The sequence below is a fragment of the Shewanella sp. 10N.286.51.B7 genome, assembly GCF_002873615.1.
GTDB lineage: Bacteria > Pseudomonadota > Gammaproteobacteria > Enterobacterales > Shewanellaceae > Shewanella > Shewanella electrodiphila.
Genome location: NZ_MCUF01000012.1, coordinates 1 through 22,892 on the forward strand (window position 1 = coordinate 1; position 22,892 = coordinate 22,892).

At 40.3% G+C, this 22,892-nt stretch carries 20 protein-coding genes; 8 read left to right on the forward strand and 12 right to left on the reverse strand.

What is annotated here, in order from left to right:
- Positions 1–76 precede the first annotated feature (76 nt).
- Complete coding sequence (gene punC, locus BCU84_RS00700; protein WP_102526181.1) at positions 77–1,354, reverse strand: purine nucleoside transporter PunC; 1,278 nt, start codon at positions 1,352–1,354, stop codon at positions 77–79.
- Positions 1,355–1,480: 126 nt separating this feature from the next.
- Here punC and punR point away from each other — a divergent pair, with 126 nt between their 5' ends.
- The 6 genes from punR to BCU84_RS00730 all read left to right on the forward strand — a co-directional run bounded on the left by punR (position 1,481) and on the right by BCU84_RS00730 (position 4,907).
- Positions 1,481–2,383 carry a DNA-binding transcriptional activator PunR gene (gene punR / locus BCU84_RS00705; RefSeq protein ID WP_102526182.1) on the forward strand — a complete coding sequence of 301 codons (903 nt, stop codon included), beginning with the start codon at positions 1,481–1,483 and terminating at the stop codon, positions 2,381–2,383.
- A gap of 355 nt (positions 2,384–2,738) precedes the next feature.
- Positions 2,739–3,401 (forward strand): Bax inhibitor-1 family protein, encoded by a 663-nt coding sequence (locus BCU84_RS00710; RefSeq protein ID WP_102526183.1) that lies wholly within the window; start codon positions 2,739–2,741, stop codon positions 3,399–3,401.
- A 97-nt stretch (positions 3,402–3,498) separates the two neighbouring features.
- Positions 3,499–3,888 carry a sulfurtransferase complex subunit TusD gene (tusD, locus tag BCU84_RS00715; RefSeq protein ID WP_102526184.1) on the forward strand — a complete coding sequence of 130 codons (390 nt, stop codon included), beginning with the start codon at positions 3,499–3,501 and terminating at the stop codon, positions 3,886–3,888.
- Between the two features lie 37 nt (positions 3,889–3,925).
- On the forward strand, positions 3,926–4,282 hold the full coding sequence (gene tusC, locus BCU84_RS00720) for a sulfurtransferase complex subunit TusC (RefSeq protein WP_102526185.1): 357 nt from the start codon (positions 3,926–3,928) through the stop codon (positions 4,280–4,282).
- A gap of 2 nt (positions 4,283–4,284) precedes the next feature.
- The gene (gene tusB / locus BCU84_RS00725; RefSeq protein ID WP_102526186.1) at positions 4,285–4,575 is read left to right on the forward strand and encodes a sulfurtransferase complex subunit TusB; all 291 of its coding nucleotides are present in this window, start codon (positions 4,285–4,287) and stop codon (positions 4,573–4,575) included.
- Positions 4,569–4,907 carry a TusE/DsrC/DsvC family sulfur relay protein gene (locus BCU84_RS00730; protein WP_102526187.1) on the forward strand — a complete coding sequence of 113 codons (339 nt, stop codon included), beginning with the start codon at positions 4,569–4,571 and terminating at the stop codon, positions 4,905–4,907. Before tusB ends, BCU84_RS00730 begins: the two co-directional genes overlap by 7 nt.
- A gap of 166 nt (positions 4,908–5,073) precedes the next feature.
- On the opposite strand, the gene BCU84_RS00735 is transcribed toward BCU84_RS00730, so the two are convergent.
- The 7 genes from BCU84_RS00735 to lrp all read right to left on the reverse strand — a co-directional run bounded on the left by BCU84_RS00735 (position 5,074) and on the right by lrp (position 13,287).
- Complete coding sequence (locus tag BCU84_RS00735; protein WP_102526188.1) at positions 5,074–5,754, reverse strand: hypothetical protein; 681 nt, start codon at positions 5,752–5,754, stop codon at positions 5,074–5,076.
- A 147-nt stretch (positions 5,755–5,901) separates the two neighbouring features.
- The gene (gene serS / locus BCU84_RS00740; protein ID WP_102526189.1) at positions 5,902–7,188 is read right to left on the reverse strand and encodes a serine--tRNA ligase; all 1,287 of its coding nucleotides are present in this window, start codon (positions 7,186–7,188) and stop codon (positions 5,902–5,904) included.
- A gap of 18 nt (positions 7,189–7,206) precedes the next feature.
- Entirely contained in the window at positions 7,207–7,584 is a 378-nt protein-coding gene (gene crcB / locus BCU84_RS00745) for a fluoride efflux transporter CrcB (protein ID WP_102526271.1), read from the reverse strand.
- Position 7,585: 1 nt separating this feature from the next.
- On the reverse strand, positions 7,586–8,917 hold the full coding sequence (locus BCU84_RS00750) for a replication-associated recombination protein A (protein WP_102526190.1): 1,332 nt from the start codon (positions 8,915–8,917) through the stop codon (positions 7,586–7,588).
- An 8-nt stretch (positions 8,918–8,925) separates the two neighbouring features.
- On the reverse strand, positions 8,926–9,564 hold the full coding sequence (lolA, locus tag BCU84_RS00755; RefSeq protein WP_102526191.1) for an outer membrane lipoprotein chaperone LolA: 639 nt from the start codon (positions 9,562–9,564) through the stop codon (positions 8,926–8,928).
- A gap of 104 nt (positions 9,565–9,668) precedes the next feature.
- Positions 9,669–12,527 carry a DNA translocase FtsK 4TM domain-containing protein gene (locus tag BCU84_RS00760; protein WP_102526192.1) on the reverse strand — a complete coding sequence of 953 codons (2,859 nt, stop codon included), beginning with the start codon at positions 12,525–12,527 and terminating at the stop codon, positions 9,669–9,671.
- A 253-nt stretch (positions 12,528–12,780) separates the two neighbouring features.
- Positions 12,781–13,287, reverse strand: coding sequence for a leucine-responsive transcriptional regulator Lrp (gene lrp, locus BCU84_RS00765; protein WP_055026025.1), 507 nt, complete (start codon positions 13,285–13,287; stop codon positions 12,781–12,783).
- Between the two features lie 179 nt (positions 13,288–13,466).
- Between lrp and ald the strand changes: the two genes are divergently transcribed.
- Positions 13,467–14,582, forward strand: a complete 1,116-nt coding sequence (gene ald, locus BCU84_RS00770) for an alanine dehydrogenase (protein WP_102526193.1) — start codon at positions 13,467–13,469, stop codon at positions 14,580–14,582.
- Positions 14,583–15,033: 451 nt separating this feature from the next.
- Positions 15,034–15,453 (forward strand): secondary thiamine-phosphate synthase enzyme YjbQ, encoded by a 420-nt coding sequence (locus BCU84_RS00775; RefSeq protein WP_102526194.1) that lies wholly within the window; start codon positions 15,034–15,036, stop codon positions 15,451–15,453.
- An 8-nt stretch (positions 15,454–15,461) separates the two neighbouring features.
- On the opposite strand, the gene BCU84_RS00780 is transcribed toward BCU84_RS00775, so the two are convergent.
- The 4 genes from BCU84_RS00780 to BCU84_RS00795 all read right to left on the reverse strand — a co-directional run bounded on the left by BCU84_RS00780 (position 15,462) and on the right by BCU84_RS00795 (position 22,467).
- Positions 15,462–17,714: an EAL domain-containing protein gene (locus BCU84_RS00780; RefSeq protein ID WP_102526195.1), complete on the reverse strand. Its 2,253-nt coding sequence runs from the start codon at positions 17,712–17,714 to the stop codon at positions 15,462–15,464.
- 345 nt (positions 17,715–18,059) lie between these two features.
- The gene (locus BCU84_RS00785) at positions 18,060–19,277 is read right to left on the reverse strand and encodes an RsmB/NOP family class I SAM-dependent RNA methyltransferase (protein WP_102526196.1); all 1,218 of its coding nucleotides are present in this window, start codon (positions 19,275–19,277) and stop codon (positions 18,060–18,062) included.
- A gap of 183 nt (positions 19,278–19,460) precedes the next feature.
- Complete coding sequence (locus BCU84_RS00790; RefSeq protein ID WP_102526197.1) at positions 19,461–20,726, reverse strand: sugar MFS transporter; 1,266 nt, start codon at positions 20,724–20,726, stop codon at positions 19,461–19,463.
- A 112-nt stretch (positions 20,727–20,838) separates the two neighbouring features.
- A complete protein-coding gene (locus BCU84_RS00795) occupies positions 20,839–22,467 on the reverse strand; it encodes an alpha-glucosidase family protein (RefSeq protein WP_102526198.1) in 1,629 nt (542 codons plus the stop codon).
- Between the last annotated feature and the right edge of the window lie 425 nt (positions 22,468–22,892).

The following is a 22,892-nucleotide window of genomic DNA, read 5'->3' on the forward strand; positions in this document are numbered from 1 at the left end:
CCGAGAATAATAATGTCCTCAACGTTTTCTGTAAAGCATAACTTTACATAAAACTTACCGTTTGCTTAAGATGGCATCACTCTGCTGAATTTTTATCAGCATAGGCGCTAATTCGAGCAGGATCTGGCTTTACAAAACATTGTTTAACTGAAGTCCAGTTATCATGCTTTGATAATAAGTAGCCCAAATACACGCCTACAGCACTTAATGACACCCCTAAACCAATGGTCATTTCAGCATATTGGGCTAACAGAGCCACAATACTCGATGCACCAAATGCCATACCAATTTGAATAAAGTTCTGTAAACCAGCCGCCTTAGTCGCATTTTTACTGAATTGCTGCAGCGCATTGTTCACTACGATAGGATAAATTGCACCGTTACCAGCAGCTAAAATTGAAAAAGCGATCAGTAATGGGTAAATGCTTTCAATTTTCATAACTAATGTCACGATAGCAATTGCAGCAACACACACAAAGAACAGCGCTAATACATACTTAAGTGCTGTCGGTGCGCCAAGCTTTTTCACCAACACCTTGCTCATGTAGCCACCTACAATGAACATAATGGTTTGAGGAATAAAGCTTAAGCCAATGGCCTGCGCTTCATAACCGTACTTGATCATTACACTTGGCCAAACCGTTAAATAACTGAAGAAAGCAGCGGAACAAGCGCCAAAAATGACCACATTACCTAGATAATGCGTATTTTTTAAAATCGACTTGTAGCTAATGCTCTCTTGTACTTCCGCTTGCTTGGTCTCAGCCGCGACTAACCACTTAGTTAATACAATTAATAACAATGCAATAATCACCAATGTGATAAAGACAGCACGCCAGCCAAAATTACTGACAATTGATGCACCTATCAGTGGCGCAACTGCTGGTGAAAGTGCAACAAGCGGCATAATGTTTGAAAATATTTTCTGTGCTTTTTCAGCATCATATTTTTCAACCACAATCGCTTGCCAAATCACGCCTGCACTACATGCACCCAGCGCTTGAAAAAATCGCGCAATATTAAGCATCACAATTGATTCACTAGCAACGATCGCGCCGCTGGCCGCTGCAAACAATGCAAGACCGATGATTAATGCTTTTTGCTTACCTACTTTTTCAACTAGTGGACCATATAATAATTGTCCTAGCGCTAAGCCTGCCAAAAAGGTGGTTAATGAAAAGGCCACATTATTTAAGCTAGTAGAAAATGAATCTGCAATATTCTGAAATGCAGGTAAATACATATCTGTAGCAATAAAGCCCAGCATACTCAGTAAAGCGAGGTAACCTAACAAAATAAAGTACTGCAAATTTGCAGACTTTGAATTAGTGGTAATGGATGATGCATTGTTCATGTAAAAAGGTATTCCAAATTGAGACTATTAAAAACTGCGTGCAGTCTAATGACTTGCAAAAACTTTGTGAAACGTTTACTTTTGATGACTGCATTCATAATTTTTCATAGCAAAGGATAGCCCTTCATGCTTTCAGAACAAGCATTGGAAATGATAGATATAGTCGCGCGTGTCGGTAGTTTCACCGCTGCAGCCAATCAATTACACAAAGTTCCATCAGCCGTCAGTTATGCCGTTAAACAAATCGAAGACGAACTTGGTGTCATTTTGTTTGAAAGGCATCATCGAAGTGTAAGCTTAACTGAACCGGGTAAACACTTCGTGCAACATGCAAGAGAACTACTAGCTGAAATGAACGACTTAAAGCGCAGTACTCAGCGTGTCGCAAATGGCTGGCAGCCGACTTTGTCCATTGCACTAGATAATATTGTCCGTGCAGATAGGATCAGCGTATTAATCGCCGACTTCTACCGCCACTTTAGCGATGTAGAACTTATCATCCGCATTGAAGTCTTCAATGGGGTTTGGGAAGCATTGGCAACAGGTCGAAGTGACATTGCCATTGGCGCAACCACAGCTATTCCTGTCGGTGGCGTTTTTCAATATAAAGACATGCGCGACATTGAATGGGCGTTCTTGGTCAGTAAAAATCATCCTCTGGCCGATATTGAAACACCGCTTTCAGATGATGAACTACGTCAGTACCCTTCTATTTGTCTTGAAGATACGTCGCGAGAAATCCCAAAACGCACGACATGGTTACTCGATAATCAGCGACGTTTGGTCGTGCCAGACTGGATCCGCGCAATTAACTGTTTCAGGGATGGTTCAGGCATTGGCTATATGCCGCTGAACCTTGCTAAACCGTTTATTCAATCAGGTTCGTTAATTTCTAAAACACTTGAGAACCCAAAGAATGCCAGCCCTTGCTGTTTAGCATGGAACCAAGAAAAGATGTCTCCGGCATTGGAATGGGTATTAGATTATCTAGGTGATACAGATAAACTGCATCGAGAGTGGTTAGCGTAAACGACGAAATTGCTTATGTCTCATTTTTATCAATTAATTAAGCCAGTTATTCAATTGTAATGAGCCAAATGTCAGATTTAATGTTCAGTTAAGCTAATTTTTTAACAATGGCATTATGATCATTGGATTTAGCGTGATCCAATTTGCCTTTTAATAAGCCTTTTTTAGGTAATCAGGTGAGTTAGCTCTCTGATTTACACAATATTTATTGTTCCTGATGCAATTCGTTTACGAAGATTACTTTAAGCTGTAGTAAAGCTCAGGTATCATCAACTTAAGTCATTAGTAATTTATCAGTATGTTCCAAAGCTTTCTTATATAGGAACATCATTTTTTTAACGTCTTGGAGACTGTTATGAATCAACAAACTTTGTCGGGCCAACAAGCTACGACGATGGAAACCAACAAACTCATTAAAAACACTTACATGTTATTGTCCATGACATTAGCATTTGCAGCTGTAATGGCTGGTGTTGCAATGGCGATGAACATCGGTCCTTTCATGTCTATCGGTCTATCACTAGGCAGTATCGTAGTCATGATGGTTACCTTGAAAAAAGCCGATAATGCTTCGGGTTTAGCTTGGGTTTTCGCATTTACAGGTATGCAAGGTGCATCACTAGGTTACATTCTTAACCATTATGTTGGTATGGCGAATGGCCCAGAGCTTATTATGCAAGCCTTTGGTTTAACCTCAGTCATCTTTATCTCATTATCAGCATACGCAATCACCACTAAGAAAGACTTTAACTTTATGGGTGGTTTCTTATTTGCTGGTTTACTTGTGGTTATTGGTCTTTCTTTAATCAACATGTTCTTTGTAAACAGCGGCGCGATGTTTATGGCACTGCAAGCAGCTGTAGCGATGATTATGGTTGGTTTAATCCTTTATGATACAAGCCGTATCGTAAATGGTGGCGAAACAAACTATATTCGCGCAACAATCTCATTATTCTTAAACTTCATTAACTTATTCATGGCTCTACTACACTTGTTAGGCATGGGTAACGATGATTAATCAGTGAGTATCGGTATTAATCACTTATTTATGACCTTGTGATTAATCAGCTAACTACGCTAAAATGGCTCCCTTACAGGAGCCATTTTTTATTGTTATGAATAAATTTATTATCCAAGTTAATGGCACAGTTTATGGCTCTACCGCCAGTTTCCGCGCCCTTCGTTTTACTGAAAGCGTTTTGTCTTTGGGTCATCAAGTCAGTCATGTTTTCTTTTATCAAGATGGTGTGATGAACAGTAGCGCTTTAATTTGTCCCGCCTCTGACGAGCATGATTTACATCGAGCTTGGACTAAACTCGCCACTGAACATAATCTACATCTTGTTAATTGTGTTTCTGCAGCCTTAAGGCGTGGGGTTTTGTCGGCACAGGATGCAAACGAAAACCGTAAAGATGCTTTCAACGCCAGTGACAAATTCACAATGGGCGGACTCGGTGAACTCGTTACCGGTATTGAACAATCAGATAGATTGATTTGTTTCTAATGATTAAATACAGCGGTAAGACAAAGGTACTCAGTTAATGAAAAAAGTATGTGTCATCTTTAGACATAGCCCAATAGGCAATACTTCAAGTCGCGAAGGACTCGATTTTGCCATGTTAAGTGCAAGCTTTGAACAAGAAGTCAGTGTGGTATTTACTGATGAAGCGGTTTTACATTTATTGCCTGAACAGCAGCCTGAACTCGTCGGCAGTAAGGACTATTTAGCCACTTTTAAAGCGCTTAGTTTATATGATATTGACACTGTTTTGGTTTGCCAAGAATCAGCTAAACAATTTGGTTTAAAAGAAAGTGAATTTAATTTTGAAGCTGAAATGGCGAGTGTTAAACAGATACAGCTATTAATTCAGCAGGCAAATGAAGTGGTGGTCTACTAACTATGATATTGCACCATATTCAAAGCTCAGTAACGGCTGATAACGCCCTTAACACTTGTTTACGTTACATTGATGCTCAAGACAGCATTTTACTCGCTGACGATGCGCTAAATTGTTTACTCAATACTCAATGGCAACAACGTTTGGCTGACTTCAAACTGTATGTGTTAATTGAAGACATTGAAGCCAGAGGCTTAAGCGAGCGTTTACCTCAATCAGCCAATATCTCAATCATTGATTATGACCAGTTTGTACTGGCTACATTGCAACACACTAAGGTGATCACTTGGTAGAATCATTTGAATTTAACGGTCAACACATTGAAGTTGACGCTAAAGGTTATTTAAAAAATTACACAGACTGGTCGCCAGAAATGGCGCCAACATTGGCAGCAACAGAAGAGATTGAACTCACCGAACAACATTGGGAAGTGATTAATTTTGTTCGAAATTTTTACTTAGAGTTTAAAACCAGTCCTGCAATACGTGTATTGGTTAAGGCTATAGGTCAGTCATTAGGGGCTGATAAAGGTAACTCTAAATACTTGTATACCCTTTTTCCTGTCGGACCGGCTAAACAGGCAACTAAGATAGCTGGGTTACCAAAACCTGCTAAATGCATCTGATTTTACAGTAGAAAATGAAACACTGCTCTTATCTTACTTTACTCAATTTGGTTATAAATTAGCTTAATACCGCTTAGTGATTTTAGGTTTGTATAAATTGAGATAAGAGCAAGTTAAACTAACAACAATTAGTTTTAAAATTAAACAATTACCTATAAGCTAACTTTTACTCTGGCAGGTAATCTCGCCCAGGTTTAATTAAGTCACTCTCTCCCACCGTTTTATCATTTAAAGCCGAGCCATAGTTTTCACGGCAATATGTACAAGGGCTCATTTTATTGATTAACCTGCCTTTTTTAGTGTATTTACGAATATATGCATGGGATATGGTGACATTTTTACGGTTCAATAATGTATCGCCGCCAACTTTAGCTTTTAAATCATTGACCGCTGCATCTTCAGCACACATTACGTCATCTGCTCTGCCCCAACCAAAGATATGTTCACCCTTATTATTAATATGTCTCGCCGCAACCCACGGGCCGCTATGGTGCCCTGTTGGTTCACCATTGGGGTGGTAAGAAGGTTTATTGGCTAACTCATAGGGGATTAATTCAAGGGGGTCGGTTGGCGCTATTTCACAGTTTTTATCTAGTGCTGAAGTTGGATTTTTGGTGACAAAGAAATGATGATTATGACTCAATTTAACATCACAATAATGGTACCTAGGGTCAATTTCCATCACTGTTACTATAGATGCAGCAGTGCCACTTCTAGCGATGATACTTGCACTAACCGCCAAGTCACCAGCTAAAACCCATTGGTTATCAGATAACTTAAAGAAATGCGTTTTGTCGACATACATCTTTGTCGACATCCCATCTATGACATATTCGATTTCTAACATCTTCATCTTTACTTTTTAAGTGGTGGACAACAGCAAATGATCTGTTGCCATAAAAAAACCAAACATAATGTTTGGTTTTTATTGTTTATCCCATTACCAAAGGGACTGTTAACCTTTGGCAATGTAGATGGCTATTAGCGTTATCTACTAAGCAATCTTTTCAAGTCCACGCATATACGGACGTAACGCTTCAGGAATAGTAATTGAGCCATCAGCATTTTGGTAGTTTTCAAGAATCGCTACCACTGTGCGCCCTACTGCCAAACCAGAACCATTCAGTGTATGTAAAAGCGTTGGCTTTTTATCATTAACACCACGGTAGCGCGCTTGCATACGACGTGCTTGGAAATCTTTCATGTTTGAACAAGAAGAAATTTCACGGTAAGTGTTTTGCGCAGGTAACCATACTTCTAAATCATAAGTTTTAGCAGCGCCAAAGCCCATGTCACCAGTACATAAGATCATAGTACGGTATGGAAGACCTAAACCTTGTAGTACTTTTTCAGCATGACCAGTTAATTCTTCAAGTGCTGCCATTGAATCTTCTGGCTTAACGATTTGAACAAGTTCTACTTTATCAAACTGATGTTGACGAATTAAACCACGAGTATCACGACCGTAAGAGCCAGCTTCACTTCGGAAACAAGAAGTTAATGCTGTCATTTTAAGAGGCAAATTTGCTTCTTCAACAATCGTGTCACGAACCATATTGGTTAATGGCACTTCAGCAGTAGGGATAAGGCTTAAGCCTTGTCCTTCTTCAGTCGCTGGTTTGGTGTGGAATAAGTCTTCACCAAATTTTGGTAATTGACCCGTACCCAGTAAGCTTTCTTCGTTCACTAATAACGGCACATACATTTCTGTATAGCCGTGATTTTCAGTATGAAGATCTAACATATACTGACCAACTGCACGGGTTAAACGCGCAATTTGACCTTTCATTACGATAAAGCGTGAGCCGGTAATTTTAACTGCGCTTTTAAAATCTAAGCCATCTAAGCCTTCTCCAAGATCTAAATGATCTTTGACTTCAAAATCAAATTTAGTTGGCTCGCCCCATGTGCGCACTTCAACATTGTCATTTTCATCTGCGCCAGCAGGTACTGCATCATCAGGCAAGTTAGGCATGCTCATCGCAATACCATTTAACTCAGCTAATAACTCAGCTAGTTCAGTTTTCTTCGCATCCAGTTGAGAACCTAAATCCCCTACTTTTGCCATGATTTCACTGACATCTTCGCCACGAGACTTAGCTTGACCGATGGATTTAGAGATTGCATTACGGGACGCTTGTAATTCTTCTGTTTCCACTTGTAGCGACTTACGTTTTTCTTCTAAGGCAGTAAGGCGGCTAACATCAAGGATAAAGCCACGTTTAGCTAAAAGCTCAGCTGTGACTTCAAGTTCGTTACGCAAAAATTTTGGATCTAACATGTTTTATATTCTTAATAGTTAAATGCGAGAAATTACTAGCTGCTGGCCGACATATACCATGAAAATACATAGCGTGACATTCAACAACACGTTGAGAATTGCTTTTAAGAAGAGTCCTTCTTGCATGAGCAATAATGTTTCATTGGAAAACGTTGAAAAAGTCGTTAACGCGCCTAATAGCCCAACACCAACCATGGCTTTCATTTCTGGGCTTAGATGACTTGTTTCAAGACCGATGGCATAAACGATGCCCATCAAGAATGATCCCAATATATTGACTAACAGTGTACCAAAAGGGAAACTGCTTCCAAATAGCTGAAGCATTAAAATTGAAATAACATAGCGAAAAACTGCACCAATTGAGCCGCCAAGTGCCACAAACATGATATTGGTCAAGCTAATCATAGCGTTTTACCTCACTTGTTCTGTCAAGTTCAGCTAAGTGGGCCAACTTATCCTTAATTCTTTTTTCAAAACCACGTTCAGTTGGATAATAAAACTGGCTTTGCTGCAGTGACTCAGGAAAATAATTTTCACCGGGTGCAAATGCACCAGGTTCATCATGAGCATAGCGGTATTCCGCGCCAAGCCCCATGTTTTTCATAAGCTGAGTCGGTGCGTTTCGTAAATGATCAGGTACTGACTCATGGCCAGTTTCTCTAGCAAGTGTTCGAGCCGCTTTAAATGCGGTATAAACAGCATTACTTTTGGGCGCGCTGGCTAAATAAACAATCGCTTGCGCAATGGCTCGTTCACCTTCTGCGGGCCCAACTCGGTGGAAACAATCCCAAGCATTGAGGGCAATATTCATTGCCGTTGGATCGGCATTACCAATGTCTTCAGAAGCGATCGCAAGCAGTCGCCTTGCAACATACAAAGGATCGCCGCCGCCTTCTAAAATGCGGCAATACCAATACAGCGCAGCATCTGGCGATGAACCACGCACTGACTTGTGCACTGCTGAAATTAAATCGTAAAATTGATCGCCATTTTTATCGTATGTGGCCATCTGATGGCCAGCAACTTGAGTAAGCATCTCTTGGGTAAAGCTGCCATTGTCACTGACTAGGTCGCTCATTAACTCTAATAAGTTAAGTGCTTTGCGAGCATCACCATCTGATGTGGCAGCTAATTGCTGCATAACATCATCTGGCATGGTGAAATGTCGCTTGCCAAAACCACGTTCAGTGTCAGTTAATGCTTGATTTATAATTTGAGCAATATCATCACCATCTAGGCGATTAATGAGATACACCCTTGCTCGTGACAATAATGCGTTATTGAGCTCAAACGATGGGTTTTCAGTCGTTGCACCAACAAAAATGACCGTGCCATCTTCAATAAACGGCAAAAATGCATCTTGTTGACTTTTGTTAAATCGATGTACTTCATCAACAAATAATAATGTGCGTTGACCACGACTTTGCGCAACTGCTTTTGCTTGCTCAATCGCAGCGCGAATTTCTTTAACCCCTGAGGTCACCGCAGAAATCCGCTCAACGTGAGCATTGGCATAATGAGCAACGAGTTCAGCTAGAGTGGTTTTGCCTGTGCCAGGCGGCCCCCATAAGAGCATTGAATGAGCACGATTGGCTTCAAGGGCTTGTCTTAACGGTTGGCCTTCACCAAGCAAATGGCTTTGACCAACGTATTCACTGATTTCCCTCGGGCGCATTCTTGCAGCTAAAGGACGAAAGTCGGGGGAGAAATCAAAGCCTAAGTTAGACACGGTAAACCTTATTGCACAGGGCTATTACGTTGATCGTCTATATCAACGTTTGCCGGTACGACAAATTCAAACAATGATTGCTCATCTTCTGTCACACTGGCTTGATTGGTTAACATGAACTGACTGTGATTACCTTGCTCATCCAATAGATTAAAATCGGTTAGTTGAGAGTGATCAAAACAGACTTTTACCGTAACTACACTACTTTCGAGTGATTTAGGTTTAATCATATAACAAGCTTTTCCTGACTCAGGCTCTACTTGACCAACATGGTATTGCGCCCAAGTTTCTTCATCTCTATGAACAAGTAAAGCAATCGGCGAAGCTTCGACAGCATCAGCAAAGTCCATCACGGTGACTTCTTCAGCAAATGGGTTAAATATCCACAAGTCTTGACCATCAGCAACAATTAAAGATTCATCCGGCTGAGTTAAATGCCAGTAGAATTTATTAGGATAAGCAAGGGCAAAAACGCCTTGACCTGACTGTATGACTTTATCATTAATGTCGGTAACGACTTGGCTAAAGTCAGCTTTTAAAGATGCCAATGTTTTCAGTTTTTCACGTAGTTCTGCTGAATCATCAGCGTGAACCGGCGTAATAAACAGCGCCGTGATAATTGATAATAAACCAACACATTTTTTCATATTCTTTCCTACTACTTCTAAGAGCGTAATCGTTATTTCAATGTAGCATTTAGGCCTAACAAACTAAGATTAAACTTCGTTTAACGTTTGCTGGCATTGTCTGATTAACCACGTGGTGGTGGCGGTGCTAACACTTCACGGTTACCATTATGGCCTTGCGTGCTGACAATACCTTGTGTCTCCATCATTTCGATAATTCTGGCTGCGCGGTTGTAACCGATTTTGAATTTACGCTGAACACTGGAAATAGAGCCTCTGCGGGTTTCAGTAACAAAAGCGACAGCCTCATCATATAACTGATCAGTATCATCATCGGTTTCTGCGGTTTCACCAGGTAACAGCACTTGCTCACCATCACTAACACCATTAAGAATTTCTTCGACATACTGCGGTTTACCACGGGCATGCCAATCGGCAACCACTTTATGTACTTCATGATCATCAATAAATGCACCATGCACACGAATAGGCACACTGGTACCTGGTGGCAAGTAAAGCATATCACCCATGCCTAGCAAGGTTTCAGCGCCTTGTTGATCTAAAATGGTACGTGAATCGATACGTGAAGATACCTGGAATGCTATACGAGTTGGTACGTTCGCTTTAATCAAACCAGTAATAACATCGACCGAAGGACGCTGAGTCGCTAAGATTAAATGAATACCAGCTGCACGTGCTTTTTGGGCAATACGGGCAATTAATTCTTCTACTTTTTTGCCGACAATCATAATCATGTCAGCAAATTCATCGACCACTACAACTATCGAAGGTAATTTATCTAACTCAGGCGCTTGTTCATCCATGCTTTCAGATGATTTCCATAACGGGTCTACAATCGGTGTTCCCGCTTCTTTTGCAAGTTTAATCTTGGTGTTGTAGCCCTTAAGATTACGCACACCTAATGCCGACATTAACTTATATCGGCGTTCCATTTCACCGACACACCAACGTAGTGCATTGGCCGCTTCTTTCATGTCTGTCACAACTTCACATAATAAATGTGGAATGCCTTCGTAAACAGACAGCTCAAGCATTTTCGGGTCAATCATGATGAAGCGTACGTCTTCTGGTCCAGACTTATACAAAATACTGGTGATCATCACATTAACACCAACTGACTTACCAGAGCCTGTCGTACCCGCAACCAGTAAATGCGGCATTTTGCCTAAATCAACGACCACTGGGTCGCCTGCAATATCTTCACCTAACACCATTGATAGATTTGACTGGCTTTCTTCAAAGGTTTTGCTGTCAAGTACATCGCGCATAAACACGGTTTCGCGGAACTTATTAGGTAACTCAAGACCCACATAAGCTTTACCTGGAATGACCTCTACGACACGGACACTTTCAGCTAGCAAAGAACGCGCTAAATCTTTAGACAAATTAGAAATTTTTGACGCTTTAACACCTGGAGCAAGCTCTAACTCAAACCGGGTAACAACAGGACCTGGGAATACGCCAACAACATTGGCTACGATGTTAAAGTCAGCTAACTTGGTTTCCACTAAGCGAGCTACGATATCTAACTCATCTTTTGTGATTGGGTTTTCTTTTCGATCAGGGACATCAAGTAAGGTAATACTCGGTAAAGGCGGCATGGCAACACGTGGCTGACTCATAACAACCTGTGGCTCTTGTCCTGGAATTACCACGATACCTTCCGCTATATACGGTTTGTCTGAGGCTACTGGCGCTGTAGACTGCGCCGCATTCGTTTGCTGCTGCTCAGTTAATTGCTTTTCACTTTGTTGGTCATCACTTTGCTGATTTTTAACTGCCGCAGCCATCACGGTTGCACCAATAGATGTCGTGCGTTCAAACTCATCGCCAAACTCGATACTTTCGTCATTAGTTTGCTGCGGATCTAATTGATTAGCATTTGTTAAATCAACTGCTGGCGCATCACCTGATGCAACCCATGGTTGGCTTGATTCATCTGCGGTGTTGTTAATGCTAACCTGAGGCTCTACCCTAGTTTGAGTTTGAGTTTGAGTTTCGCTATTAATTTCAGCATCTTGATCATCATCTTGTGATTCTTCACGGCGCGGAATGATTTTAGACTTCATTCGTGCGAAAACAGATTGTTTGGCAGGCTCTTCTTCGTACTCATCGTCTGCTATGTGATTGTCAGTGTTGTCAGACACAACATCAAACTGCGGTTCTAACTTGCCGCCATAATGACGTTCCGGTGCTTTTTCTATATTTGAAGGCTGTTTAATTGAAGGCTGTTCATTTGAGGGTTGCACTTCACCATCAATCACATCCTCTTCTTCACTATTTTTGTCACGGCCTTGCTTAAACTTATCAACCACAGACATAAAGCCACGCGTGTCTTCAGTTTCATTTGAACCATTGAAATAACTTGGAAGACTGATCAGTTTTTTCACGCACCATATGGTGCCATAGCCTGTCGCTTCAATCACAGTTAACCAACTGATCCCTGTGGTTAATGTAAAACCTGCACCAATAAAGCACAGTAACAGTAATGTGGTACCCAGGTTGTTAAAGTACGGCAACATGGCTTGGCCAATAACGTCACCAGCAACACCACCGGCAGAAAAAACGTACATATCATCGGCATTCATACTCGCAAGCGCTGCTAATGCCAACACCATCAACATAAAGCCAATGATCCTTAATCCCACAGAAAAGTAATCTATTTCAAATAATTTGTGAGTGCGATTAAAAATAAACCAACCAGTGGCCGCAATGATGACCGGAATTAAATAGGCAATAAAACCAAAGAAGTAAAACAGCACATCGGCAGTCCAAGCCCCTACTGCGCCTGTAAGATTATTGATATCACCTTGGAAATGAGACTGACTCCAGCCAGGATCACTAGGATCAAAACTGCTGAGCGCAAGAAGAATGTAGGTTGCTGTCATGCAACATATAATCAATCCACCTTCGAGAAGGCGTTGAAGGCCACTAAGTGTTTGAAGACTTTTTCCCTGAGACAAACGAAAACACCCGAATAAGAATTTAAGAAGAATGATAACAATAACAGAATATCATTGATGTTGCAGTGATTATGCAATGGCAATAAGCCAAGCTCAACCTAATGTTTTCAGATAGATGGATGCTTAACCAAAATTTAATTATCCATGAATCATTTGGTTACTTTTACACCGATAAGTGACATTTTTTAAGTGTGAACAAATTTTGGACAAAAAAATAAAGGGCAATGCCCTTTATTTTTATTGGTCAGAAAGTTTAGTAGCTATCCGCTAATAAATTTAATGCGACTTTATTAGTTTGTTTGACTTCTTCCATGACCACATAAGTACGAGTATCAGAAACTGATGGCAACTTAAGTAGTGTCTCACCTAATAAACGACGATATGCCGACATATCAGATACTCGAGTCTTCAATAAATAATCAAAGTCTCCAGATACTAAATGACATTCTTGAATATCATCGAGTAATTGAACCGCTTTGTTGAAGCGTTCAAAAATATCAGGCGTATCGCGTGTTAACGTGATTTCCACAAATACAAGTAAAGATGCACCAAGATAATGTGGGTTAACTAATGCAGTGTAGCCATTAATGTAACCTTGTTTCTCAAGACGCTTAACTCGCTCTAAACAAGGAGTAGGACTAAGCCCTACTCGTTTCGATAACTCCACGTTTGATATGCGACCATCAACTTGAAGTTCATTGAGGATATTACGGTCAATCCGATCTAAATCTTTTACAGAATTTTTTTTATTATTTGCCATATTATTAACCTTGCTTTAGCACAAAAACAACATATTCATCTTTTAATGTGTAAAGTTTAGCAGCATAAACTGCGTCTTGGGCACTATACTAGACTTCCCTGAAATAAGCACGTTCAGGCGAACGATTATAATAACAATTGAACTGTCAACAACGACAACTGATTAAATAGAGGCACAAAATGATTATTGGTATCCCTACTGAAATCAAAAACCACGAATACCGCGTAGGTATGGTTCCTTCAAGCGTTAGAGAACTAACGATTAAAGGTCATGATGTATTCGTACAATCCGATGCTGGTATTGGCATTGGTTTTACCAATCAAGATTTTATTGACGCTGGTGCTTCTATTCTAGAAACTGCCGCAGAAGTGTTTGCTCAGTCAGACATGATTGTAAAAGTTAAAGAGCCTCAAGCCATTGAACGCGCTATGTTGCGTGAAGATCAGATCCTATTTACATATCTGCATTTAGCACCTGATATGCCACAAACTGAAGACTTAATAAAAAGTAAATCAGTATGTATCGCTTATGAAACAGTGACTGATGATCGTGGTGGTTTACCACTACTTGCACCAATGTCTGAAGTGGCTGGTCGTATGTCAATTCAAGCTGGTGCTCGCGCCCTTGAAAAGTCATTAGGCGGCCGTGGTATGTTGCTTGGCGGTGTGCCAGGTGTTGAACCTGCCAAAGTGGTTATTATTGGCGGCGGCATGGTAGGTACAAATGCTGCACAAATGGCTGTGGGCATGGGCGCAGACGTAGTTGTACTTGACCGTAGCATTGATGCATTACGTCGTTTAAACGTTCAATTTGGCTCGTCAGTTAAAGCAATTTACTCAACTGCAGATGCGATTGAACGTCATGTCATTGATGCTGACTTAGTCATTGGCGGTGTATTAGTCCCTGGCGCAGCTGCGCCTAAATTGGTGACGCGTGACATGATTTCACGCATGAAACCTGGCAGTGCTATTGTTGATGTGGCTATCGACCAAGGTGGTTGTGTTGAAACATCTTACGCTACAACACACCAAGAGCCGACGTACATTGTTGATGATGTTGTTCACTATTGTGTGGCTAACATGCCGGGCGCTGTAGCCCGTACATCAACGTTTGCACTGAACAATGCAACCCTGCCATACATTCTTAAACTTGCTAATTTAGGCTATAAAAAAGCACTACTTGCTGACCAGCACTTACTGAATGGCCTTAACGTTATTCACGGTAAACTAGTCTGTAAAGAAGTGGCTGAAGCATTAGAGCTTGAGTTTACTGAACCAAAAATTATGCTTGGTTAATACTAAATAGGCCGTTAATTAACGTCGCCATTTTTAGTTTAAGAACCGCTCTTAGAGCGGTTTTTTTGTGCCTACCCTCTTTTCTTTTAAACTAAAGTTGAGATTAATCAACCACAAACAATTGCAACACTTTGTATCAATCGTTCGTTTTACACACAGCTTACACCTGTGTGCTGAGTTTTTTACTACAATCAGACAGTCAATTTGGACTTTTTTAATACCTCGAAAAAAATCTTCGTAAAATGACACGAAATCCACAACACCGCTCACAACCCACATATAACAAGGCTTTCAGCTAATGCAAGTCAATAAAAGGGACTGAAAAATAGATTTTAACAGCCAATAGCGTTTTATCCTGCTGAAATTTTTTATAGCAGTGTTTTTGACTGTTGGCGTTTTCACCAAAAATCTCTACAATTTGAACCTAAATTAACGAAATAAAGAGAAGAAAATGTGGTTTCAAAAACAAATAACCTTAACGGCTAAACCACGTGGGTTTCATTTAGTGACTGATGAAATATTAAAGCAGATCCCTGAATTATCGAACTTTTCAATCGGGCTAATGCACGTATTCTTACAACACACCTCTGCGTCTATCACAATTAATGAAAATGCCGATCCCAGTGTTAGGCAAGATTTTGAGTCTTACTTTAATAAAACTGCGGCTGAAAATGAGCCTTACTATGTGCACACCTATGAAGGTAGTGATGACATGCCTGCACATTTAAAATCGAGCCTATTAGGTTGTGAGCTGTCGATTCCAATTAGTGATGGTCAATTAGCGGTAGGAATGTGGCAAGGGATCTATCTTGGCGAGCATCGTAATCATGGCGGTCAGCGACATATGGTGATTACAATTCAAGGTGAGTAGTGCTTAAGTCATGAATTATTCTGGCTAATCAAGTCGAAGAATGCTTGCTGAGGCATAGGTTTGTAAAAAAAGTAACCTTGTATAGCATCAACTTTATTATTTTTTACGAAATCCAATTGTGCTTGGGTCTCTACCCCTTCCGCCGTTACCGCAAGTTCTAATGCATTACTCATGCTTGCAATCGCTTCAACAAGTGCCCTATGACGGGGTCCTTGTTCAATTTTCTGAATAAAAGCCTTATCAATCTTAATTTGATCCACAGGAAAATTGGCAAGGTAGGATAACGATGAGTAACCAGTACCAAAATCATCTACCGAAATTTTTATCCCGCAACTTCTTAGTTGATTCAATAGACTCTCAATATTCTGGTGCTGATCCATCATCAATGACTCGGTAATTTCAAGCGTCAGCAATGATAATGGGAAGTCAGATTCTGTTTGTTGGTCCATGAACTCTTCAAAACACTGAAGAAATTGTTTTTGCAAATCGTCTGTTAAAAATTCACAAGTAGAGACATTTACCGATAATGCAATCGGTTCACCCTGTCGCCAGCACTCTGCAATGATCTTTAATGCCTGTTGTCTTACCCATTTACCAATAGGAACAATCAGCCCTGACTGCTCTGCGATTGGGATAAACTCTTCAGGAGATATAAACTCACCATTTAATTGCCAGCGTAATAGAATTTCAGCCTTTTCTATTTTCGAGGTTTTGGCTGAAACAATAGGCTGAAAATACAGTTCAAATGCTTCTTCGTTTAACGCTTTATTGAGTTCCATTTGCAGGTAAGCGGTACGTTCAGCGTTTTTTTGCATTTCTTTATTAAAGAATTGATAGCTGTTACGACCTTTCAATTTAACGTCATACATTGCTTGGCTAGCAAAATTAATCAGTGATTCAACAATGGTTGAGTCTTCAGGGTAACGCGCAATACCAATACTCATCGATGGATGTATTTGCTGCTGCTCAATAACCACAACTTCCGTAACTGATTGGTTAATCTGTTTCGCGAGTGCGATAAGTTCATTATCGGTGATTAGACCTGGGATAAATAAACCAAATTCATCACCGGCGATTCTTGCTAGCATACTATTTGATGGCGAAATTAAACTTAAACGGTCAGACACTTCTTTAAGCAAAAAGTCACCATTTTCATGACCCAAGCTGTCGTTAATTAACTTAAAGTTATCTATGTCCATTAGCAGCACACTACAAGCAATATTATTTTGTTTTGTGCGTTCATGCTGCCAGACATAATCATATATTTTATCTAAAAAACATCTTCGGTTAGCAAGGCTGGTTAATGCATCATTATTAGCTTGAAAGTGAATCAGCTTATTCGCACTTTTATGTTCGCTAATATCTGTTATTAACCAAGAAAAACAATTTTGCTCACCATGATAATCTCTGAACGTAGTCACCGTGACTTCAGCATCAAATGTTTGGCCATTTCTTTTATAACCAACCAACTCCCCTTGCCACGTATTGCCTCTTGTTAAATTTTTAAGCATCGAGCTTAATGCTTTTTCATCAGATCTTTCAAAAAAGACTTCTGGCTCAAATACAGATTTGTCCGCAGTAAAATCTCGAGTAATGGTTTTGAACATTGGGTTTACAAGTAATAAGGAATGGGAATCTGTTGTGATCACTAAGCCCATAGGTAACTTACTAAATATTCGACTGGTTAGTTGTTGTAAGTGTAAAGCCTGGCTTCGCTCTATTGATAAACTGCCTAACTTTGCCGCTTCTTGAATTAATTCGAGATCTAATGCTGAGGGTGATTTCTTGGTATCATAATACATGGCAAACGTTCCTAAAACGTCACCATTTGAATCAATAATAGGCTCTGACCAACAGGCCTTTAGTCCCGCTTTGAGGGGTAATTCTTTAAAGGCTGCCCAATTAGGAGAGGTTTCAATATCCTCAACGATAACCCGCTTACCTGTGGCAGCTGCTGCGCCACATGAACCAATCTCAGGGCCAATTTCAACCCCATGAATTGCTTGGTTGTACTCTTCTGGCAAACTAGGTGCTGCGCCATTAAGTAAACGCTTTTTATCATTACTGATTAATAAAACCGAGGCTTTGGTACCTATTTTTTGTGCTTCAATGGATAAAACTAAAGAATGGAGTATTTCGCGAAGTGGTGAGCCTTCCAGTACCATAGATAAAATCGTGCTATAACGCTCAATGCTTGAAGAGCGATGTGTTAAAACATCGCTACTCACAAAATCATTCACTTTATACTGCGCGCTATCCATAGAGCTCCTACGATTTAAAAACCTAGTGCGAACTGTTTATGACAGTTTGACTGCATCATATATATTATGAAGATTATGCATATTTAAAGATAAAATCAACAAAAGCATTACAAGTGCCCAACAAGTGTACTCTTTGCAAAAAGGACAAACATTTGATTAATCTAGTTTGAATGAGAATTAGCTATTTTTATGCTCTAAAAATAAAAAAAGCAGTATTGTCTGCTGACAATACTGCTTTTAATGATGTGTTTATCGTTAGATTTTATTTGAAATAATTCTTTAGAATTTTACTGAGTACTTACTCCAAAATAACTGAAAATATTCAAACAACAACTAACTCAAAAGTTAGACTTCGCTTACACGTTCCATACGGGCTAAATAAAAACCATCAAAACCATGTTCTGAAACCAAAATTTCTTCATCATCGATTAATTTAAAATGAGGATTTGCAGCAATAAATGCATCAACTTGGTTACGGTTTTCATCCGGCATAATCGAGCAAGTTGCGTACACAAGCATCCCACCGACTTTCACCATACGGCTGTAGCTTTGTAAAATATCTTTTTGTAGCTCAATTAATACCGGCAGGCGTTCTGGCGTGTCACGCCATTTTGAATCTGGATTACGTTTAAGCACTCCAAGACCAGAACAAGGCACATCAAGTAGCACTCTATCTGCGGTAAGTTTTAAGCGTTTAATGGTTTTACTGCTGGCAATAATGCGTGTCTCAACATTATGCGCACCGGCTCTACGAGCACGAGTCTTTAAATTGTCGAGTTTCCACTGCTCAACATCCATCGCTAACAAACGGCCTTTACCTTTCATTTGCGCTGCAATATGTAATGTCTTACCACCAGCCCCAGCACATGCATCTACAACTCGCATACCCGGTTTTGCATCAACAGCGGCTGCGACAAGTTGTGAGCCAGCGTCTTGCTGCTCAAAGTAACCTTCTTTAAATGCTTTTGTTTTAAATAAAGCAGAATCAGAGCGAACTTCAAGGGCACTTTCTACCCCGTCAACTTCAGCTGTTGCGACTAATTCTTTGGTTAAACGTTGCTTTAATTCTTCTCTAGTCCCTTTTAAAGAATTAGCTCGGATATAACGTTTAGGTACTGCTGCTAACGCAGCTCTTTCTGCTGGCCATTTATCACCTAATTGCTCAGCACCTAGAGTATCTAACCACTCAGGACAACCGTCCCATAATGCTGGCTGCGTTTTAGCTTCTGCGATACGCGCGGCAAAATCGTCTGCATCAACTTGTAATGCATATTCCATCTTAGGTAATTCAAGTTCATGGAATAAATGCCATCCATTGAGTAACTTTGACCCCATTCTTTCGATATCATCTGCTTTCATATCAACTAGGTAGCAATATAAATTCAAACGACGAAGAATATCACCCGTTACTGTTGTGATACGGGCAAGTTCTGCAGGCGGAAATTGCATACCAGAAAAGTTGTGAGAATATGCTCTATCTAATGGCTTACCATCAGTTAACACCATGGTTAGCACATCAATTACCAGTTCAGATGAACTGCCAGAAAGTGGGAAAGTCAGCATTGGGGATCTCACAGAGTAAAGAAAAAGAAGTTAATACAGAAAAGCGATTGGATCATAGGAGCTAACGGACGCTAGCGCAAGTGTAGATTCTTATAAATCAGCGCTAAAATCCAATAAACTAAAAACAAAAAGCAGCCAACTGGCTGCTTTCGTATAAGTACAGATGATTACAGGCCCTAAAGATTAGATTCTTGAGCCTTTAGCACCATAAAATATAATGAATGCATAACAAACCACTGGCAAAATAAATGCAGGTTGTATTCCCATACTGTCGGCCATCACACCTTGCAATAAAGGAATGATTGCACCACCAACAATAGCAAGGCAAAGCACACCGCTGCCCTGTGAAGTATGAGGCCCAAGATCTCTTAATGCTAAACTGAAAATCGTTGGGAACATAATCGAGTTAAATAAACCTACTGCCAAAATCGCATACATCGCTACTTGACCACTGGTGTACATTGCAACTAACACTAATGCAGCCGCCATCAGGCCATTAAAAGCCAGCACTTTACCAGCAGAAATCTTTTGCATCACAGCGGAGCCAATAAAGCGTCCAACCATAGCTCCGCCCCAGTAATAAGTAATATATTTAGCAGCATCGGCTTCTTTAAGTCCTACAATATGCTCTTCGCCTAAAAAGTTAACTAAAAAACTACCAATTGATACTTCTGCGCCAACATAAACAAAAATACCGATAGCTCCCAAGACTAAATGAGTGCTTTGTAGTGCACTGCTTTTGCCTTTATAAGTCACTTCACCTGTTGAATCTGGTTCAACATGTGCTTCAATCACCGGCAGTTTAAGTTTCGCGAATATCACGGCTAACACCGCTAAAGTAGCAGCAAGAAACAAGTACGGCATTTTAACGACTTCGGCTTCTGCTTGTGCATGGCTTAATTCACCCACTGCGCCAGTGGCAACTGACAGAATTAAGATTGCGCCAAAGTATGGCGCAACTGTTGTACCTAAAGCATTAAAAGCCTGGGTTAAATTAAGGCGGCTTGATGCCGTTTCTTCACTACCCAGCGCATTAACGTATGGATTGGCAGCGACTTGTAAAATAGTAATACCCGACGCCAACACAAATAGTGCCCCTAAAAACAATCCGTAAACAGCAAAATCAGCAGCAGGATAAAACAACGCGCAACCAAAACTAGCAATAACAAGCCCTGTGACAATCCCGCGCTGATAACCCAATTTTTTAACGAGTTTTCCAGCAGGGAGAGACACTAAAAAGTAAGCACCAAAGAAACAAAATTGAATCAACATTGCTTCGGTATAACTTAATGAAAATACTGCTTTTAAATGCGGAATAAGGATGTCATTTAAGCAAGTAATAAAACCCCACATAAAAAATAATGATGTGAGCGATACGAGTGCAAAACGATATTTCCCATCGCCTGAATGGCTGACGGTTGCGGTTCCGCTTGAAATTGTTGAGGCCATAATTTAGGTACTCTTGTTATTGTATTAAGAAACTTATACTGAGTTATCGGCTTGAATAATAAGTCAAGCTTATAAACTAAAACAGCAACCCGAAGGTTGCTGTAATATCAACTTAGTCGATGATGGCAAAAAAGCTATTAAACCCATCAAAATTTAGCACACTGTCATTAACGAGTTCAGCGCTTGCTAAGCCATGATTATCAATAACTTGTTTAATATTAAGGTTTGAAACATCAAACTGGTTAGTGGTATTTGCCAGGTTAAACACCACTAACAAAGTTTGAGTTTCAAAATGACGTGTAAAAGCTAAAACAGGCTCATCAGTATCGATAAATTTAATGTCGCCTGCCACTAATGCTGGGTATTGTTTGCGCCATGCCAAAAAGTGACGATAGGCATTCAATGTAGAATCAGTATCATTTTCCTGAGCATCAACCGATAAAGCTTTATGTTCGTCAGGTATCGGTAGCCAAGGTTTGTTAGCTTCGCTAAAGCCTGCTTGAAGATGATCTTTTACCCAAGGAATAGGCGTTCTACAGCCATCACGTCCTTTGAACATCGGCCAAAAGGCGATACCGAATGGATCTTGTAGTTGTTCAAACTCAATCGGGGCTTCTGTTAATCCCAGCTCTTCCCCTTGATAGCTACAAACACTGCCACGTAATGAACACAGTAAGCCATTTAGCATCTTAACAAGATCTGAATTGGTTTCACCTTTGCCCCAACGAGTTGCAACCCGCTGTACATCGTGGTTCCCAATAGCCCAACATGGCCAGCCGTCGCCAATACTGGCTTCTAGCTCTTCTACAGTTTGACGTATATAAGCAGCGCTAAAATCGTTAGTTAATAATTCAAAGCTATATGCCATATGTAAGCGTTCATCACCTTGAGTATATTCAGCCATCGTCGCCAAAGAATCTTCAGATGACACTTCACCTAACGTCACTGCACCAGGATATTTATTGATTAAGGCACGTAAATCTTCAATAAAACCGACGGTTTGTGGTCGAGTATTATTGAAATAGTGATATTGGTAAGCGTACGGATTATCTTCACTAAAACCACGACCTTGACGCTGATCTTTTGGTTTCGCTGGGTTATCACGTAACTGTTCGTCGTGGTAACAGAACGTAATCGCATCTAACCTAAAACCATCGACGCCCTTTTTCAGCCAGAACTCAACGTTATCTAAAACCGCAGCCCTTACTTCAGGATTGTGAAAATTTAAATCTGGTTGGCTTTTTAAGAAGTTGTGTAAATAGTATTGTTGACGACGTGGCTCCCACTCCCAAGCGCAGCCACCAAATATGGCTAACCAATTATTTGGTGCTGTACCATCTTCTTGTGGATCAGCCCATACATACCAATCTGCTTTATCGTTATCACGACTTAATTTGCTTTGCTTAAACCAAGCGTGCTCGTCAGAGGTATGGCTTAACACCTGATCGATGACAACTTTAATATTCAGCTTATGTGCTTTAGCAATAAGTTCATCAAAGTCTTGCATTGTGCCAAACATAGGATCAACGACGAGGTAATCACTGATGTCATAGCCAAAGTCTTTCATTGGTGATTTAAAGAATGGCGAAATCCAAATAGCATCGACGTTCAAACTAGCAATGTAATCAAGTTTAGTAATGATCCCTTGTAGATCCCCTACTCCATCTCCATTGGAATCCATTAAGCTTCGTGGATATACCTGATATATCACTCCGCCACGCCACCATGATAACTGACTCATCGCACACCCTCTGTAATAAGCGAATTAACTACAAAACAACCTTGCTACAGTTAACTCTTTGTTGCGACCCAGTAACAGGTCGTCGTTATTATTTAATTGACTCGAGGATACGTGAATATGGAAATGAGGTTCAATAGAGCTGCATACGTATGCAAAGAATTAATACATTTTTCAAAAATACACACTAGAGAGTTTAGTGCTATAATTCAGATACTTAAATAGCCGGTAACATGACTTTCGAATGTTAATTAAAAGTAAAAAAAAGGTCTTTTTTTGCCTATCCAATCTTTGAATACGTATGCATAACGTTGTCGAGCAAAGAATGCTAGGAGTAGTATCTTCACTGTTCCGCAACAAAACGGAAATATACCTCAGCGCTTATGCAGTCAATTAAGCAAGCTGAAGAAAAATACTATAAAGACTGT

Excerpts from the sequence above, each read along its gene's own strand:
- lrp (WP_055026025.1), bottom strand. The coding sequence starts at position 13,287 with ATGGCAAATAATAAAAAAAATTCTGTAAAAGATTTAGATCGGATTGAC.
- lolA (WP_102526191.1), bottom strand. The coding sequence starts at position 9,564 with ATGAAAAAATGTGTTGGTTTATTATCAATTATCACGGCGCTGTTTATT.
- BCU84_RS00790 (WP_102526197.1), bottom strand. The coding sequence starts at position 20,726 with ATGGCCTCAACAATTTCAAGCGGAACCGCAACCGTCAGCCATTCAGGC.
- BCU84_RS00710 (WP_102526183.1), top strand. The coding sequence starts at position 2,739 with ATGAATCAACAAACTTTGTCGGGCCAACAAGCTACGACGATGGAAACC.
- BCU84_RS00775 (WP_102526194.1), top strand. The coding sequence starts at position 15,034 with ATGTGGTTTCAAAAACAAATAACCTTAACGGCTAAACCACGTGGGTTT.
- punC (WP_102526181.1), bottom strand. The coding sequence starts at position 1,354 with ATGAACAATGCATCATCCATTACCACTAATTCAAAGTCTGCAAATTTG.
- serS (WP_102526189.1), bottom strand. The coding sequence starts at position 7,188 with ATGTTAGATCCAAAATTTTTGCGTAACGAACTTGAAGTCACAGCTGAG.
- tusD (WP_102526184.1), top strand. The coding sequence starts at position 3,499 with ATGAATAAATTTATTATCCAAGTTAATGGCACAGTTTATGGCTCTACC.
- BCU84_RS00795 (WP_102526198.1), bottom strand. The coding sequence starts at position 22,467 with ATGAGTCAGTTATCATGGTGGCGTGGCGGAGTGATATATCAGGTATAT.
- tusB (WP_102526186.1), top strand. The coding sequence starts at position 4,285 with ATGATATTGCACCATATTCAAAGCTCAGTAACGGCTGATAACGCCCTT.
- BCU84_RS00785 (WP_102526196.1), bottom strand. The coding sequence starts at position 19,277 with ATGCTGACTTTCCCACTTTCTGGCAGTTCATCTGAACTGGTAATTGAT.
- punR (WP_102526182.1), top strand. The coding sequence starts at position 1,481 with ATGCTTTCAGAACAAGCATTGGAAATGATAGATATAGTCGCGCGTGTC.
- BCU84_RS00780 (WP_102526195.1), bottom strand. The coding sequence starts at position 17,714 with ATGGATAGCGCGCAGTATAAAGTGAATGATTTTGTGAGTAGCGATGTT.
- BCU84_RS00735 (WP_102526188.1), bottom strand. The coding sequence starts at position 5,754 with ATGTTAGAAATCGAATATGTCATAGATGGGATGTCGACAAAGATGTAT.
- ald (WP_102526193.1), top strand. The coding sequence starts at position 13,467 with ATGATTATTGGTATCCCTACTGAAATCAAAAACCACGAATACCGCGTA.
- tusC (WP_102526185.1), top strand. The coding sequence starts at position 3,926 with ATGAAAAAAGTATGTGTCATCTTTAGACATAGCCCAATAGGCAATACT.